Here is a 16,628-nt window from a genome sequence, read left to right on the forward strand (position 1 = left end):
GCAAGTAAACGCCAACCCGTCCTCAACAACTAATCACTTTGCAAGGCATCTATGGGATCAAGTTTTGATGCTTTAATTGCCGGATATACGCCAAAAATAATCCCCACCATAGCACAAATGCTAAAGGATAAGACGATGGCACTCAGCGACCAGTAAACCGCCCACTGGGAATAAAGGGAGATCAATTCAGACAACAAAATACCGAATACTACCCCGAGCAGGCCGCCTAAAATAGAGATGGTAAAACTCTCGGCGACAAACTGCAGCCGGATATCTTTTTGCGTCGCCCCCACCGCCCGTAATAGGCCGATTTCCTTGGTACGCTCCAGTACCGTGGCCAACATGATATTCATAATGCCTATACCGCCGACCAGCAAAGAAATACCGGCTACGCAAGACATCACGATATTAAAAATTTGCTGGGTTTGTTTTTGCTGCGCCAGCAAGGCGGCGGGAATAGTAATATCAAAATCATCAACGTCGTTATGACGGCGGTTGAGCAGATGGTTGACCGCCTTCGCCGCCTCGATAGGATCGATATCCTTATTCACTTTAAATTTCAAGCTGCTGACTTCACTGACCAACTGCTTGGCAGGAAACTTATGGATGGCGGCGCTCAGCGGAATAAACACCTGGTTTTGCTCGCCGCCGAGTTTGATGCCCTGAAACTCTTCTTTTTTCAAAAACGGCGCTTCAAGCACCCCCACCACTTTAAACCACAAATGGTTGATCTTAATATTCTGGCCGACGGCATTGCCCAAAGGGAATAATTGTTTGGCGCTTGATGACCCCAGCACCGCCACCTGGGCAAAAGCCTGCTCATCAGCACTATCAAGATAACGTCCCTGAAACAGGGCAAATTTAGACAACTCAAAAAAGCTGGCGCTAACCCCAAGGGCATCGCCGTCGCTTTTGCCTTTAGCACTGAAAATACTGTAGGTATCTATCTCTTTTTGCGCGCTGAAAGCCTCGATAAAAGGCAAGGCGCTGACCCCGATTTCCCCGTCCCGCAAACTCAGGCCCCGGGAATGTTTGCGCTGCTCTTTAAGCTCATTTTCCTCAAAGGTTTTGCCGGTCACTATCAAATTATGCAGTCCCATACTGTCAATCATGCTCAGGGCTTCGCGCTCCGCCCCTTCACCGATATTGAGCATGGCGATCACAGCGCCGACGCCGAAAATCATGCCGAGCAGGGTCAGCAAGGTTCTTAGCTTATGCTGGGCAAGCTCCGCCAGAGTATCTGCCAAAATAGCCATATACTTCATTTATACGTCCTCTATCTTGATCAGGGCAATTTTCTGGTTTGGCTCCAGCCCGGAGAGTACTTCCACATGGCTCAGGCTCGACTGGCCCAGCGTGATGTTCCGGCGCTGGTATTCCCCCTTGGTAAACAGGTAAACATAAGGTTGATTATCTTCAATAAACACGCTTTGCAGCGGCACTATCATTTTATCTGCACTTGGGGTCACGGTAATGCTGGCGCTGAGTTTACGCCCCGGCACAAACAAATCTGCTTGCTGCTTATTCAGGCTGACCACGACTTCAAAATATTTTTGCGGATCGCCGCGTTTAATAGAGGCGGGAAACGGCGCTACGCTCTCGACCACACCGGCAAACGGCTTATCGACAAAGGCATTTAATACCAGATTAACTTCCTGCCCGGCAGTTAAGCCTATGGCTTCATGTTCAAAAACAAACAGCTTGGCTTTCATTTCACTGACATCCGGCAGTTCGGCAATTTTTTGCCCCGGCCACAGGGATTTTCCCGCCCTGGGCTTTTCGCCGCGCCAGTTGGTTTTATAGGTCAGCAAGCCATCATGGGGCGCTTTAATTTCCAGCCGGGATAAACTCTCGCTAAGCTGGGAAATTTTACTGCTTTGTTGGGAGCGTTTCATTTCCAGCAGGCCGATATCCCCCTGTGAGCTTTGCTCGAAACTGTCTTTTTTCCACTTAAGGTAATGCTGCTTAGCGCCAAGGAAAACCGTGTTTTGCAATGAGTCCAATATCTCCAGTTTCGAGCGGATCCGGATATCGTCGATAGAGAATTGCTCGGCAAAACCTTTTTCCTGAAACACTACGCCGATATCCTGGTTAATGGCGCTAAGTTCCTGGTTCAGGGCAGCAGATTTTTCTATGATGTCTTGCTCGGTGATCGACATGTCATTGGTTTTTTCCTTGCTTTCCCTTTGCATGGCTTCACCGTCAAAGCGGGCGATAATATCCCCGGCCTTGACCTGGGAATATTCCGGAGCCAGCCAGGCAAGGTTCTGGGGACCACGCCCTCCCATGGGGGCACTGATCACTGTGGCTTTAGCGGCAAAAAGCTCTCCCTCGGCGGGCACTTTGATCTCAAAGCTTTGCTTCTCCACCCGGTACAAGTTGTCACTTTTGCTGCTTTGGCCGCAGCCGGTCAGACTGATGCCGAGTAAACTCAACAAAGCCAGGCGGGAGCATACACGCTTTACTCTAAACCTGCTCATAACACCACCTCATCGCCGGCGGCTAAACCTTTATCCACGACGACCTTAGCCCCCAGCACATGGCTGATAGAAATGACCTCATCCTTGTTCGCGGTTAAGGTGCTTTTTACCACGATATTCTCGCCGCCGGAATTTTTCACCGCCTGCTGGGAGATGGTTAAGACATCATCCAAGGTTTCGGTGATCACCTCCACCCGCGCCGTCATACCCGGGCGCATCACCTCAATATCGGTTTGTTCAAATTCGACAATGACATCAAAAATCCGCCGCTTGTCCTGATGTGACTTATCCCGAAAAACCTTGCCTAAACTTTGCACCCGGCCGCGGTAAATCAGCTCCTGCGCCGTGCCTAAATACACTTTTACCAATTGACCGACGGCAATCTTGCCACTTTCAGCCTCACTCACCTGGGCGGTTAACTGCATTTGTTCGAGTACGGCAATTTCCATCACCCCCTGGCCAAAGCGCACCGTTTCACCGACTGCAGGCTTTTCCCCTTCCCAGTTGGCTTTATATATCACCATGCCATCGCGCGGCGCCTTGACTTTAAGCTTTTCGATATCACTGAGAAAAGCATCAACTTCTGATGTTAACCGGGCGACTTTACCCTGGGCCAGTTTGATATTGAGGGCTTTGGTTTCCTGCTGGTAAAGCAGCTTTCTCTTTGCCAGGGCAAGATCATTCTCCGCTATGGTAAAGTCAATTTGTGCTTTTTTCCGGTCAATATCAGAGCGGGAGTTATCAATGATTTCGGCCTTGCGCTTGGCTTTTTCATACTCCATTTGCATCTGGGCCACCTTCAGGGTTAATTCCTCTTCGGTTTCCACTTCCCTGAGCTGCTTGTTTTCCAGCTCCTGCTGCGCCCGGTCAAGCTCCGCCTGCTTTTCAAGTAAACGTTCACTGACTTTTTTATCGTCAAAGGAAACCACCACCTGGCCTTTGGAGACCTTGGTATTTTCCGGCACCAGCTGCTTGATTTGATATTGCCACATGCTCTCCACCGAAGGCGGCGCGATAACACTCACCTGGCGGGACTCCAGTTCACCGCTGGCGGCAACAAAAACTTCCACGGTTTCCTGCTTGACCCGCTCGGTAGTGACTTCTTCACCGCAGCCCACAAGCAGCAAGGAGCCAAACAAGGTTACTAAGTATTTATTCACTGCGCTCTCCCTCTGATCCCTTTATCTGTGATGACACCAGCTCCAGCTGGGCGCTCATACCGGGTAACAGCTTTAACTGTTCATCCGCCGGGAAACTGAATACCGCACGAAAATAAACGTCATTACCCCACTCTTTACGCTCTTCCGGTTGGGTCGATAACTCGGTTAAAGTGGCCACCCTGGGCTTTTGCGGGAAAGCATCAAACACTAGCTGCAGTTTCTGCCCCAGCTTGAGCCGGTTGTAATCCACTTCATGTACCCAGGATTCGACATAAAGGCCGGTTAACGAGGGGATTTCGGCAATGGCCCAGGAAGGCTGCGCCGTCATACCGACAAAAATCTTTTCCCCGTTCCAGGGGTGATAGCCATAAAGCACCGGCCCGGTGCGCTCGGCATAAAGGCTCATTTTCTCCAGCTTGCCCTGCCGGTAAGCCAAAGTGTCTTTATGCCGGGTTATTTTCAGGGTTTGCTTGGCTATGGCCACTTCATGGGCCACCTTTGCCTGTGCCAGCTCTTCTTCTGCCTTGGCGCTGGCCACCAGGCTTTTTTCCAGGGCCAATTGATTTTTTTCATAATCATAACTGCTCAGGTGAGCACGGGGAATGCCGGCATCGAGGCGGGCTTTTTCCAGCAGCAGTTTTTCTTTTTTTAGCCCGTAACCCGCTTCGAGTATCTTCTGCTCGCCTTTATTTCTCAGGCGTTTCAGCTCTTCCTCGGCACTGATCAAACTCACTTGTTCCTGTTCGATTTGCGACTGGATATTGCCGCTGTCAAATACCACCACCAAATCGCCTTTTTCGGCAATTTCACCTTCCGGCAACAGCCATTGCAGCTGCACCCGCCAGTTGTCGGTTTTCGGGGAATAAAAAGTCTGGTTGTCGCTGGCCTTTACTTGCCCGGTCAGCAGCAGGCCACGGGCTTGGGCAGGGGCCGCAGTGCTTGCCAGCACAGTTACCGTGAGCCAGCACAGCATTAACGTTAATTGATACATGGGCGATCCTCGATAACCACACCGTCTTTCATCCGGATCACCCGCTGGGCATAAGCGGCGATGTCCTCTTCATGGGTAACCATAACGATCGTTTGTCCCTGCTGATGTAAATCAAGCAACAGCTGCATGATTTCAAGTGAGGTTTTACTGTCCAGATTGCCGGTAGGCTCATCGGCAAAAATTACTTTGGGACAATTAACCAAAGCACGGGCAATCGCCACCCTTTGCCTCTGCCCCCCCGACATCTCAAAAGGTTTATGATGGGCCCTGGCAGATAAGCCCACCTTAGCCAGCATTTCCTCCCCCCTTTGCCGCGCCTGCTCGGCGTCAAGTTCACTGTAGCGCAGGGGTAAAATAACATTGTCCAGGGCGGTTAAACGCGGCAACAAGTGAAAGGTCTGGAAAATAAAGCCTATTTTTTCATTGCGGATTTTTGACAGCTGCTCATCGTCGATATCCTTAACAGACTCGCCGGAAAGTAAATACTCACCTGAGCTCGGGCTATCGAGACAACCGAGCACATTCATCAGGGTAGATTTACCCGAACCCGACGTGCCCATGATGGCGACAAACTCATTTTCACTGATGCTTAAGGAAACATCACTCAGTGCCCGCACCTGGGTTTCACCGCTACCATATACCCGATTTAACTTCTCTATTCGGATCATTTATTCGTTAGTCCTTATTACCCTGATATCCGGATTTATCCATTTACTTTTGTTGCATTAAGCCCGTCCGGTGATAACGCATCTCCGAAAAAAAGGGAAAATAAAAATGTTAGTAAAAAGTTAATTCCATGAGAATTAATCGGTTAATATAGCGAATAACCACTTTAATGGAAACTCCCTTTTTTCACCTGCCGCGCCAGCTGACATAAAAAGCAGCAACTTCTTGGGGTTAGGGAAATTACACCGGATTACATCCGCTCATGACGGTTTATGCGGCGATCACCGCCAGCGGACATAACATCTGGTATTCCAGCTTGGTTTTTTTGGTGATTTGAAAGCCGTGGCGTATATACAGGGCACGCGCCGGATTATCGAGTAAAACATTTAACGTGATCGGTACAGACAATTGCAGTGCCCTTTTTTTCACCACAGCCAAAACCTTGCTGCCGATCCCCATGCCCTGGCACTTGGGCAGTATCTGCAACTGGCGAATATGCAAACTGCCGGGTTTCATGCCCAGTTTTAGCAAGCCTATGGGTTTGCGGTCACGTAAAATAATATGAGAATCGTTAAAGAACTCATGAATACGCTCCAGGTGCTGCTCTTCGGACATAAAAATACCCGCTGTTCTCAGGTGCGGGCTCATAGTTTTTCGGCGCAGATCCAGCAAAAATTCAATGTCTTGTTCGGTTGCCTTCCTAAAACCTATGGTAAATTTCATTTTCTGTTAACGACTCACTTTTCCCGGAAAACTCCCGAAGATATTACGACACTTGCAATGCTATTCCAGCCCAAATCACCGCTTTGACTGCCCCTTAGCCTCATCAATAGCGCCGCCCATACTAACATTATTGTTGACCAGGATTAATAGCAATTGTTGACGGGCAGGAAGAATCCTGCCGACTTTGTGCTTAGGGAGTGGCATTTTGCCAGTAATGCTGCAGGTTACAGGTATCTGTGGTGATAAAAGTTTCGGATAAGGTGGTTAATTGCGCCACCCGATCCAGGCGGAACATACGGTAATCATCGCGGATTTCACACCAGGCGATCAGGGTCCAGGTGCTGCCCCAAAACACCAGGCCAAGCGGCCAGACGGTGCGCTGTGACTCCTGGCCATCTTCACGGCGGTAGTGCAGCCGCAATTTGCTTTTATTCTTTATGCCCGCCTGTATTTCATCGCTGTTGCGGGCACTATATTCCCGGTGCAGCGCCGGTACTATCAGCCATTCCGGTTGCTGCACATACTGGCGGTGCAATTCGTCCGGCAACACCGAGTGAATCTTATGCAAGGCGCTGTCGGCGGCGCTGCCCATTTTCTCGCCGCTCCAGCTTTGCACCATACGTACCCCCAAGAGTAAAGCCTCCAGTTCATGCTCATCAAACATCAGCGGCGGAATGGCAAATTTGGGCGCCAGGCGATAACCTATACCGGCTTCCGATTCTATCGGTATACCGGATAACACCAGCGCCTGCATATCCCGGTAAATGGTGCGCTCCGAAACCTCCAGCCGCTGGGCCAGCTGCAAAGCGGTGATAACAGAGCGACGCCCCCGCAAAATATTAAGAATTTGAAATAAACGTTCGGCTTTACGCATGAGAGTGGATCAGTATCTTGTGACTAATGTAAGGTTAAACAGCACAGTTAACTGGCGCTACATTGTCCCTGTGCCTGGCTTAATACCTCCATATGGGACATGCTGACCGATTGCTCATCGGCAATAGCCATCAACGCCTTACCGGCGGCATGTGTCATAAAAGCTTCATCCGCCGCTTTTGCCGATGCCATATCCTGCCAGTAAACGACATCATATAATACCCCGGACTCATTTTCAGCAACTGAGCGGTACATAAAACCTTCCAGGGTTTGTAAAAAACGGTTCACCTGTTCCTGGGTGGCCTCTAAATCCTGCCTGCTGACACCCGCTTTTAATTTATAGGAAACCATTTCGATCACTGTGTTTTGCATAATTGACTCCTGAGATTCTTTTTCTTTTAAAAAATTAAACATAAATAACAATGCGTTATTAGTTCACAACAAATGCACAATAATAATGCGCAGTCATTCATCTTGTTGTCCGGACCCCAACAGCATAATGCCCCTCTCCTGACAGCATGATGTCAGGAGAGATCAAACAATTAAAAAGAACTGAAAATCATGGTGCTGATTTTATTGCCGGCATGTAAAGTCAATCTTCAAAGGACAGGGCTAAAGGCTAAATTCAAATGGGCAATAGTGATAAGTTAATAGATAAATAAGCTGCGGCAATGAAAAAGCAGTAAACTAGGGGCCTGCATTATCCCTTCAGGAGAAAATATGAATTCAGTCAGTTGTTCCGATCAACTTTTTACCCCTTCAAAAATCATTTGTGTCGGCAGAAATTATGTCGATCATATCCATGAGCTCAATAATGAAGTGCCCGATAATATGGTACTGTTTTTAAAGCCTAACTCCGCCATCTCCCCTGAGCTATCCGCCTTTGACCAGGAACCTTTGCATTATGAAGCCGAATTATGTTTTCTGGTGCAAAATAATCGTTTTTTTGCGGTAGCGATAGGCTTAGATCTGACCAAGCGCACTTTACAAAGCCAGTTAAAAAATAAGGGCTTACCCTGGGAGCGGGCAAAAGCTTTTGACGGCTCGGCACTCTTTAGTGACTTTGTCGAATTAGCCGATGATGATCTTGAGCAGCTCAGCTTTGAACTCACCATTAATGACATCAAGGTGCAGGCAGGCAATATCGAATTGATGATCTATAAACCCCGGGAGATACAAGAAGAAATCTTAAGTTTTATGAGTTTAAGTGACGGCGATATCGTGATGACAGGCACGCCAAAAGGTGTCGGTCAAGTTAATCCGGGAGATGTCTTTACCGGCAAGGTTAGTGCCAATGGCCACCCCCTGCTCAGCAAAACCTGGCTGGCCCGTTAGCAGGCAGCTAAATAAAAAACCTTAATCAAAGCTAATAGTGCAAGGATAAAACCGCTTAATGCAAACCTTTATTATTACAGATATTTTCGGGGTTACCGACAAGCTGTTTGCCTACCGGCAACAACTGGAAAGGTGTGGATGCCGGGTACAAATTATCGACCCCTACCAGGGGGAAAAACAAGAGTTTACCAGCGAACAAATCGCTTATCAGCGCTTTAATCTCGATTGCGGCTTTGAAGCCTATGTCAGCCAGATATCAGCAGCCCTGGCTGACAGCAGCCGGGAAAAAGTGATTCTGGGTTTTAGTGTCGGCGCCGCTGCCGCGTACAAGGCCCTAGATAAACTTTCCCCCGGCTGTGCACAGGAAATGGTTGTTCGACATTTGATCGGTTTTTATCCGGGACAAATTCGCCACCACCTGGATATTAATCCCCGCTGCCCGGTCACCCTGGTTTTCCCCCGCAACGAGCAGCACTTTGCGCTTGATAAGGTTATCAGCTGCTTAACGGAAAAACCCCGTGTCTGTTGTATCCGGACCCCGTTTGCTCACGGCTTTATGAATCCCTTGTCGGTTAATTACCACCAGGCAGCGGCCAATCATTATTTTGGCCAGCTAAGCGGTGAAAATATGCGGTTGCCGCCACAGGCACTGCAGCACATATTACTGCCAAAGCAGATAACACAAACGTTATAACGTCATCATCAAAAACTTAGCATGCTCGCCGGGGGAAATACTTAGCCATTTATTTCTCCCCGGCGACTTTATCTCTTTGGTATAAACTCTAGGTTAGGCGTCATTAGCTCAAGAGTCCTGCCATGCAAAGCCCGCAACAGCCCGAGAATGAAACAAGACGTTTAAAAACCCTGCATGCCTTAAATATTCTCGATACACCGCCAGAAGACAGGTTCGATCGCCTGACTCGCATGGCAAAAAGAATCTTTAATGTCCCCAATGCCATGGTGAGCTTAGTCGATGATAAGCGCCAATGGTTTAAAGCCCGCATCGGCATAGCAATCAGAGAAACACCCCGCGAGATCTCCTTTTGCGGTCATGCCATCTTGCAAGACGATCCCTTTATTATTCCCGATGCTAGCGCAGACCCGCGCTTTGTCGATAACCCCCTGGTGACCGGACCGCCGTATATCTGTTTTTACGCCGGCAGCCAGCTACATTTTCTCGACGGCACGATTTTGGGTACCTTGTGCATTACCGACACCCGTCCCAGAACCTTAGACAGCGAAGACCTTATGCTGTTAAAAGACCTGGCAGAATTAGCCGAGCGGGAATTGGCTGCGGTGCACCTGGCCACGGTCGATGAACTCACCGGCATTGCCAACCGCCGCGGCTTCCTGACCCTGGCAGAAAAAGCCCTGACCCTGTCGGCCCGGGCTCACTTGTCTTTGTCCCTGGCCTATTTTGATCTCAATGGTTTCAAAGCCATTAATGATAATTTTGGCCACGAAGAAGGGGATCAGGCCCTGAAGATTTTTTCCCGGCTCATGCGTTCCTGCTTCAGGGAATCGGATATTATCGCCCGCCTTGGCGGTGATGAATTTGTGGTGTTATTGACCCATTCGGATGAAACCTTCGCCCGGGAGTCCATTTTACGCTTTCGCGAGGAACTCAAGCGCTATAACCGCCAGGCCAACAAGAAATATAACCTGGACTTTAGCGACGGCGTAGTGGCGGTAACAGCGGATGGCAACTGCTCGATAGCCGACTTGCTCAAACAGGCGGATACCCGGATGTATCATCAGAAAAAATCCTCAACGGTCACCGACAGTCAAGTTTAGTTACAAAATAGCTCAAGGCTTATTCATGAGTCACGGTTTAAAAACAAATCACTTAGTGTAAATTATTTCCTGATAGAACCATCCTACTTATAACAATTATCAGGGAATTTACATGCTCAAAAAAATATTCTTATCACTGGCGCTTACCGTCGCTTCAGTCACCACTGTCATGGCGCAGGAATTTACCTTAGGTGAGCATTATATTGAGATTGAAGGACAAAAAAGCACAAAAAAAGAAATTGTCGAATACTTTTCTTTTTATTGTCCCCATTGTTTCCGCCAGGAGCCCTTTATGGAGGAAATCAAAGCTTCTTTACCGCCCGGCGCCAGCTTTAAAAAAAATCATGTCAATGGCATGCCCGGCGCAAGCAATGAAATCCAGGGCGCCCTCACCAAAGCCATGATCACCGCCAAACAATTAGGACTCGAAAAGACGATTATTCCGGCCATTTTTAACCGTATCCATGTCAGTAAAAAAGGCTTTTCTTCACCACAGGATGTCCGGCAGCTGTTCGCCGAGCAGGGAGTCGAAGGCGACAAATTCAACAAGATTTATAACAGCTTTACCGTCAATATGACGCAAAAAAAGATGCAGAAAAATACCTCGGCACTGCGCAGTCAGGGCATCAGCACGGTACCGACCTTGATCATTAACGGCAAATATAAACCCGTCAGCAATAAGATTAAGGGCAAGGAACAATATCTGGCTCTGGTACAATATTTGTTGAACAAAGCCTGATATTTTCCGCTTTACAGGCTATTTGTATTTATCAAAAATAGCCTGTATTTCTCCCGAATCCAGCATTTTTTTCAGGGCGGCATTAATGCCGGGCAATAAATAGGCTTTACTTGGATGCAGGCGCAGACTGATACTGTTACGGCCAACGACATCACCTATGGCTAAATCTTTAAATGCTCCCCCCTGCTTTTTAAAATACAACACGGTACGATAGCCCATAAAAATCTGCTCTATCCTGTCCAGCGCCAATTGTTTCAGCAGGTTCTCTTCTATGCTGTTTTCCACTTTTTTTATCTTACCCGAGGCAAATGCCTGGTTATATCCGGGGTAAGAATAGCCCCGGACAATGCCTACCGTTTTACCATAAAGATCTGAAACCTCATTTAGCTCAAATCTATTCTTTTCTTTAAACACAATAACATCCACTGCCTCCTCATAAACTATGCTATAAATGCCCGGCACTGGCCTGTGCTGGCGCCAGGCAGGCGTTACCCCGGGTTCGATATCTATCCGTCCCAGATCGAATTCATGCATTGCCCGCGCCACAGGGGCTTCATGCAGAACATAGTTATGGGGGGTATATTTGGCCAGCAGGGTAAACAAGTCTATGGTGATGCCCTGCCGCTTGCCATTTATTTTCATGCTGTAGGGAGGCACTTCTCCGGAGAACAGGGTCACAATTAAGGTTTCAGCGGCCAGAGGCAAAGCAGTGAACAACAAACAACCAGCCGAAAAAGCTGCCAGGTAACGCATAGCCTTAGCCACAGTTTTTGCTTTTCTTAATCCCAGTATAGTCAAGGACAATATAGGCTGTCGGCCAAAAGCCTAAACACGGGAGACGGAAAACTAATCCGATGCACTGACGCAGATCACCACTTGTGGAGCACTGATCCCCTGCTCTTCCCGGTAAAGGATAGCGGCATCGTTATACACAGCGGCAAAGCATTCGATGCAGGCCTGGAGCAAGGTCTGCGGGCAAATGGCCGTTAACTCGCATTCCTGATGGGCGACAAAACCATAAGCTTCACGGCCGCTTTCTGGAACAAAGCTTTTCACCACAAGTTGCGGCTGTCTCAGCTCTGCCATTAGCTGCTGGTAGGCACTGGTGATCACCTTGTTGTGTGTCTGAGTAAATTGCCCTTTACCAATCAGGGCGCGAATCGCCGTGGCAGCAGAAGATAAGGTCTCAACACCATATGAATATTCCAGCACCAGCTGCTTAATGGCTTCATCAAGTTCATTTTTCTCAATAAAATCATGAAATAGCCGGGTGCTGATCACAAAACCGGGAGTCCCTTCGACCAACAGTCCGGCATCGGACATCTTGGCAAGCACCTGCTGCTGCTCATCAAGATTTTCCACCAGATGTAGATTGCTGTTATCGATAACTTCCGTAAAGCTGTAGGTATATTCGCCCTGTATTTTCGCCGGGGTATTTGCAGACATATCAATATCCTTTACCTGTGGGAGACAATCACCTATTTGCACTAAAAGTATAGTTTTTCTTAATGCTTTCGCCGGGCTTTCTTTTGATTAAAATGAATAACAGAAAAGTAAAGGTTGCGCACATGCCTGCGTCCTCATCAACAACAGAGCTGACCTGCTCCAGCTTACGCCAGCAAGACTTTAACGGCTTTGGCTACAACAGTAATGACACTAAAGACATTGCTCTGATGCGGAATGGCATCTGAACTCCAGATATTGTGCACCCCGGCCTTTTTCAGCTCAGTCATGGCATTACCGATAAAAAAGGCATGGGTAACAATCACGGATAAGGAGGCAGGATTAAACATCCTCAGCTGCCGTGCCGCCTGCACTAAGGTACCGCCGGTACTGGCGATATCATCTATGATCACCAGGTCACGGCCATCCAGGGTTAATGCCTGCAGGCTCACTTGTACCTGATGATCATCAAAGCGTTGTTTCTCTGCAATATAAAATTCCCAGTCATAGATCGCAGCTACCGCGCTGACCCATTGCCTGGACTCTTCATCCGGCCCGACAATCACAGGATTGGTAAAGTTTCTTCTCAAATATTGCGCCATAGGCTCGGTCGCCTTTAAGCTTAACGCATGGGTTGCCGGCACCGCTTGCTTAAGGGTGTCGATACGGTGCAGGTGGGGGTCGACCGTGATCACATCGTCAAAATATTGCGCCAACAACTGACCGATAATTTTTTGACTGACGGCTTCCCCCGGTTGGAAAGCGATATCCTGGCGCATATAACAAAGATAAGGAGCTGCCAGCAACAACCTTTTCGCCCCCATGCCCCTGGCAGTCTCTGCCGCCAAAATTAATTCCAGCAATTTTTCATTAGGCCGGTGCAGGCTGCGACAAATGATAACCGTTTCAGGCAACTCCGCGGGCACGGTAATTTTAGATTCGCCGTCCGGGAAATGATGCACTGCAACCTTATCGCAGGGTAAATCAAGCTCGGCCGCCAGTGTATTAGCCCCCTGCCAGTAATCATCAAATCCTAATACCAATGCCACATCAACCTCCGGTCATTCAATTGCTATTGCTACGGCCCGCCCGCAGAAATAAAAATACTTTCAATAAAGTCATTTAAGTGTAATAGCAAATCAGGATTAAACCGTTATTTGTCCTTATACCAAAAACATTTCCGGCTCCGTCGGCACCTGAGGATAAATACTGTAGCCATTTTTTTGTGCCGCCAGCTCGGTGGCAAATTGAAAGTCACTCTCAAAACAGGCATAAATTTTATAGAGAATATCTCCCTTTTCCACCTTGTCGCCGATTTTACATAACAGCTCGACCCCGGCATATTTATCTATCGGCGCCCCTGCCAAACTGGCTATTTTTGCCAGTTGCAGGTTATCAATTTGGTGCACATAACCCGACAGCTGGCAACGTACTTCAAACACCCGCGTCGCAGGTGCCTGCTCAGGCAGCAACTTCCCCTGGGCCTGAATAATATCCTGCATTTTTTCTAACGCCCGCCCGGACTCGACTATATCCCGGGCAATAGCATAGCCCTGCCCGCCCCTGACATCAGGATCAAATTCCAGAATACGGCCGGCAAGGCGCAGGGATTTTTCCCTTAAATCACCGGGGGCATCCACCTGGTTTTTTAAGACTTTCATCACGTCACGCGCTTCCAGTGCCGGACCTATGCCGTTACCTATCGGCTGGCTGCCATTGGTTAAGATCACCTCGATATAGATGCCTAAATGGTCGCCGACATATTCAAACATTTTGCGTAACTTCAGGGCTTCACGGGTATGATGTATCTTCGCCGTGGGACCGACGGGGATATCGATCAGTAAATGGGTCGAGCCGGCGGCGATTTTTTTAGCCAGTATCGAAGCCACCAGCTGGCTCGAAGAATCCATTGACAAGGGCCGCTCAACCGAGATCAGAATATCATCAACCGGCGCCAGCTTAGCCGTGCCTCCCCAGGCCAGCATGCCCCTGTGCTGCTGCACCACCTGTTGCATTTGTTCATTGGTAATATCCACTTTCGCCAGCATTTCCATGGTATCTGCGGTACCGGCGGGAGAGGTAATGGCCCGGCTTGAGGTTTTCGGGATCAACATGCCGTGGGCGGCAACGATGGGCACTATGATCATGGTGGTGCGGTTGCCGGGGATACCGCCGATACAATGTTTATCCACCACTAAAGAGCCATCCCAGGAAAGTTTTTTCCCCGAAGCCACCATGGCCTGGGTCAAATATAAAACCTCTTCACGCTCTAATCCGGAATGGCTGCAGGCCACCAAGAAAGCCGCAATCTCCATTTTCGAATAACGGTTTTCCGAAATATCCCGGGTAATGAGCTCGAAGCTTTTTTTTGACAGGGTCTCTCCGGCAATTTTCTTACGCACTTCCTCAAGAGAAGCCGGCGCCCTGGCCGGAGCAACATAAACCGGGGTCCCTTGCTGCTCTCCCAATTGCTGAAATGCCTGTACGCTCAACCCCAATTCATCAATATCCATAATGGAGTCGTCATTGACGATATTAAGCACGGCGATCACAGCCCGCTCACCGTCTTTCACCGAGATTTCGATTTTCATTAACGCCTGAAATCCTTCACTGCGGTATAAAGGACAATCCCGGTGCAAGTAGGCAACGTTTTCCTTATAGGTCTCGATAGCGACAGATTTGAGTTTAAGCATAACAAGGGCCGGGGAGCGAGTAACAGCAACCCTTGCCGACTGGTCGCAGGCAAGCAAGATAAGGGAAATAAATCATTATTTTACTTCAATTTTCACCCGGGAACTTTGCTCTTTTTTCGGCAAGTTCAAGCGCAAGATACCATTTTTATAGCTGGCTTCGACCTTGGCCTCATCAATACTGGCAGGCAAGGGAATTCGCCGCTGAAAATTACCATAGGCACATTCCATAATATGGTAATTGCCCTGGTGGTGCTCTTCCTGCAATTGCTTGGTGCCGCTGATGGTCAACCTGTCATCTTCAATACTGACGCTGATATCGCCTTTTTCCAGCCCGGGAATTTCCATGGTCAGGCGCAAACAATTATCATCATCCACCAGATCCGCACTTAACAGGCCCCAGTTAAGGCGCTTGTTGCCGCTCGAGGAAAGCGAAACCTGCTGGGATTTATTATCAAAGTGCGTCAATGCACCTTTACAACGCCGGTACAGGTGCTGCCAACCTTCAGACACTGAGTCCCAGGCACGGCCCAAACCATCTCTTATTTCATGTAAAGCAGTCATAATCGCCTCCTTATGTAAACTTGACATCGACCTTATGGGGTGTTGACAGTGCTTTTTTAGCAATTTTCACTGTCAGTAAGCCATCTTTAAAATCCGCAGCGATAGTTTCACTGTCCAGATCCCGGCTCAGCTGCAAAGTGCTGGTATAATAGGGAGAGGTAACCTCTTCATGGCCTTGTTGCTCGCCGTCGGCGGTGGCCAGGGCAATCACCCCTTCGATGGTCAGGGTTTGATCTTGCACCTGGATATTTAAGTTATCATTATTCACCCCCGGCAGTTCGGCAATAATGATCACCTGACTCTCCTGCTCATAAATATCCAGTGCCGGGGTCAACAAGGTTTTTTCAGGCTTGGAATTTACTTGATTTGCCATGACATGCTCCTAAGTAATGGTGATTTTTTCCGGACTTGTGTGGGCAAGCCGCTGGACCTTGATATGCAAAACCCCGAGGGAATAGCTGGCGCTGATATTATTAAGACTGCAATCTTTCGCCAACTTCAGTGACTTGGAAAATTTCCCCGTTCTCCTTTCCCTGCGATATACAGTTACCCCCTCTGCATCGGGGATCAGCACCGGACTTTCCCCGGTTACTGTTAGCAGGTTTTTGTCCAGGGTAATATCAGTCTGCGCCTTATCCAGGCCCGGCGCAAAAACATAATAGTCATAACTTTCGGGAGAAACTTCCAGGTTTACCGCCGGGAAGCTCACCTGGCTGTCTCGCACATGTGCAGGTAAATAATCTTTCCCGAACCAGTGTTCGATATCATTGGGGAAAAAAGCCGACTCAGGCCAAAAGCTTCTTCGTGAAAAAGTCATAGCAATCTCCAGTTTCTTGCTCCACGGCATCGGGCACTAAGAAACGGCTGATCACACCTTGGTACACAAACCAGATCATCACTTAGGCCAAAGGCCAAATTTTCATCACTTCCCCCAAAAGAATAGTTGTATTTATCCAGCTTTCAACTGAATTTATTGATTTGGCTCAAACAAAAGTGAATCAGTAAAAACAAGCAATTAACATATTAAACATCAAGAACTTAAATAAGAGATAAACAGAGAAAAGGAAGCGGCATTAGTTGGAGGCAGACAGCCGCTCACCTCGACAAACAAAGTGTAAAACAAGCATGTTGCCGGGAGTGCTGCAACAGGCTACAGACTTATCGGCTTTT

The 16,628-nt window shown here is 48.5% G+C and carries 19 protein-coding genes; 4 read left to right on the plus strand and 15 right to left on the minus strand.

The window, feature by feature from the left end; all coding sequences use genetic code 11:
- Positions 1 to 29: 29 nt before the first annotated feature.
- The 8 genes from SG35_RS20460 to SG35_RS20495 all read right to left on the minus strand — a co-directional run bounded on the left by SG35_RS20460 (position 30) and on the right by SG35_RS20495 (position 7,265).
- A complete protein-coding gene (locus tag SG35_RS20460) occupies positions 30 to 1,265 on the minus strand; it encodes an ABC transporter permease (protein ID WP_044833315.1) in 1,236 nt (411 codons plus the stop codon).
- Entirely contained in the window at positions 1,266 to 2,480 is a 1,215-nt protein-coding gene (locus SG35_RS20465) for an efflux RND transporter periplasmic adaptor subunit (RefSeq protein WP_044833316.1), read from the minus strand.
- Entirely contained in the window at positions 2,477 to 3,640 is a 1,164-nt protein-coding gene (locus tag SG35_RS20470; RefSeq protein WP_044833317.1) for an efflux RND transporter periplasmic adaptor subunit, read from the minus strand. Before SG35_RS20470 ends, SG35_RS20465 begins: the two co-directional genes overlap by 4 nt.
- Positions 3,633 to 4,631, minus strand: coding sequence for an HlyD family secretion protein (locus SG35_RS20475; protein ID WP_044833318.1), 999 nt, complete (start codon positions 4,629 to 4,631; stop codon positions 3,633 to 3,635). The genes SG35_RS20470 and SG35_RS20475 overlap by 8 nt, the downstream gene beginning before the upstream one ends.
- On the minus strand, positions 4,619 to 5,299 hold the full coding sequence (locus SG35_RS20480) for an ABC transporter ATP-binding protein (protein ID WP_044833319.1): 681 nt from the start codon (positions 5,297 to 5,299) through the stop codon (positions 4,619 to 4,621). Before SG35_RS20480 ends, SG35_RS20475 begins: the two co-directional genes overlap by 13 nt.
- A 268-nt stretch (positions 5,300 to 5,567) precedes the next feature.
- Positions 5,568 to 6,020, minus strand: coding sequence for a GNAT family N-acetyltransferase (locus tag SG35_RS20485; RefSeq protein WP_044833320.1), 453 nt, complete (start codon positions 6,018 to 6,020; stop codon positions 5,568 to 5,570).
- Positions 6,021 to 6,210: 190 nt separating this feature from the next.
- On the minus strand, positions 6,211 to 6,894 hold the full coding sequence (locus SG35_RS20490; protein ID WP_044833321.1) for a helix-turn-helix transcriptional regulator: 684 nt from the start codon (positions 6,892 to 6,894) through the stop codon (positions 6,211 to 6,213).
- Positions 6,895 to 6,941: 47 nt separating this feature from the next.
- On the minus strand, positions 6,942 to 7,265 hold the full coding sequence (locus SG35_RS20495; RefSeq protein ID WP_044833364.1) for a hypothetical protein: 324 nt from the start codon (positions 7,263 to 7,265) through the stop codon (positions 6,942 to 6,944).
- Positions 7,266 to 7,613: 348 nt separating this feature from the next.
- Here SG35_RS20495 and SG35_RS20500 point away from each other — a divergent pair, with 348 nt between their 5' ends.
- From SG35_RS20500 to SG35_RS20515, 4 genes are all read left to right on the plus strand, one after another.
- Positions 7,614 to 8,228, plus strand: a complete 615-nt coding sequence (locus SG35_RS20500; protein ID WP_044833322.1) for a fumarylacetoacetate hydrolase family protein — start codon at positions 7,614 to 7,616, stop codon at positions 8,226 to 8,228.
- Between the two features lie 58 nt (positions 8,229 to 8,286).
- Positions 8,287 to 8,922, plus strand: a complete 636-nt coding sequence (locus tag SG35_RS20505; protein ID WP_053043089.1) for a dienelactone hydrolase family protein — start codon at positions 8,287 to 8,289, stop codon at positions 8,920 to 8,922.
- A gap of 122 nt (positions 8,923 to 9,044) precedes the next feature.
- Positions 9,045 to 10,022, plus strand: coding sequence for a sensor domain-containing diguanylate cyclase (locus SG35_RS20510; RefSeq protein ID WP_044833323.1), 978 nt, complete (start codon positions 9,045 to 9,047; stop codon positions 10,020 to 10,022).
- Positions 10,023 to 10,134: 112 nt separating this feature from the next.
- Positions 10,135 to 10,761, plus strand: a complete 627-nt coding sequence (locus SG35_RS20515; protein WP_044833324.1) for a thiol:disulfide interchange protein DsbA/DsbL — start codon at positions 10,135 to 10,137, stop codon at positions 10,759 to 10,761.
- Positions 10,762 to 10,779: 18 nt separating this feature from the next.
- Here the strand turns inward: SG35_RS20515 and SG35_RS20520 are convergent, their stop codons facing one another.
- The 7 genes from SG35_RS20520 to SG35_RS20550 all read right to left on the minus strand — a co-directional run bounded on the left by SG35_RS20520 (position 10,780) and on the right by SG35_RS20550 (position 16,275).
- Positions 10,780 to 11,526, minus strand: a complete 747-nt coding sequence (locus SG35_RS20520; protein ID WP_152646647.1) for a substrate-binding periplasmic protein — start codon at positions 11,524 to 11,526, stop codon at positions 10,780 to 10,782.
- An 81-nt stretch (positions 11,527 to 11,607) separates the two neighbouring features.
- Positions 11,608 to 12,207: a PEP/pyruvate-binding domain-containing protein gene (locus SG35_RS20525; protein ID WP_044833326.1), complete on the minus strand. Its 600-nt coding sequence runs from the start codon at positions 12,205 to 12,207 to the stop codon at positions 11,608 to 11,610.
- A 164-nt stretch (positions 12,208 to 12,371) separates the two neighbouring features.
- On the minus strand, positions 12,372 to 13,253 hold the full coding sequence (locus SG35_RS20530) for a ribose-phosphate diphosphokinase (protein ID WP_044833327.1): 882 nt from the start codon (positions 13,251 to 13,253) through the stop codon (positions 12,372 to 12,374).
- Between the two features lie 114 nt (positions 13,254 to 13,367).
- Positions 13,368 to 14,897 (minus strand): thymidine phosphorylase family protein, encoded by a 1,530-nt coding sequence (locus SG35_RS20535; protein ID WP_044833328.1) that lies wholly within the window; start codon positions 14,895 to 14,897, stop codon positions 13,368 to 13,370.
- Between the two features lie 75 nt (positions 14,898 to 14,972).
- Complete coding sequence (locus SG35_RS20540) at positions 14,973 to 15,458, minus strand: Hsp20/alpha crystallin family protein (RefSeq protein ID WP_044833329.1); 486 nt, start codon at positions 15,456 to 15,458, stop codon at positions 14,973 to 14,975.
- Positions 15,459 to 15,468: 10 nt separating this feature from the next.
- On the minus strand, positions 15,469 to 15,831 hold the full coding sequence (locus tag SG35_RS20545; protein WP_044833330.1) for an Hsp20/alpha crystallin family protein: 363 nt from the start codon (positions 15,829 to 15,831) through the stop codon (positions 15,469 to 15,471).
- Positions 15,832 to 15,840: 9 nt separating this feature from the next.
- The gene (locus tag SG35_RS20550; RefSeq protein WP_053043090.1) at positions 15,841 to 16,275 is read right to left on the minus strand and encodes an Hsp20/alpha crystallin family protein; all 435 of its coding nucleotides are present in this window, start codon (positions 16,273 to 16,275) and stop codon (positions 15,841 to 15,843) included.
- Positions 16,276 to 16,628 lie beyond the last annotated feature (353 nt).

It is taken from the genome of Thalassomonas actiniarum (genome assembly GCF_000948975.2).
GTDB lineage: Bacteria > Pseudomonadota > Gammaproteobacteria > Enterobacterales > Alteromonadaceae > Thalassomonas > Thalassomonas actiniarum.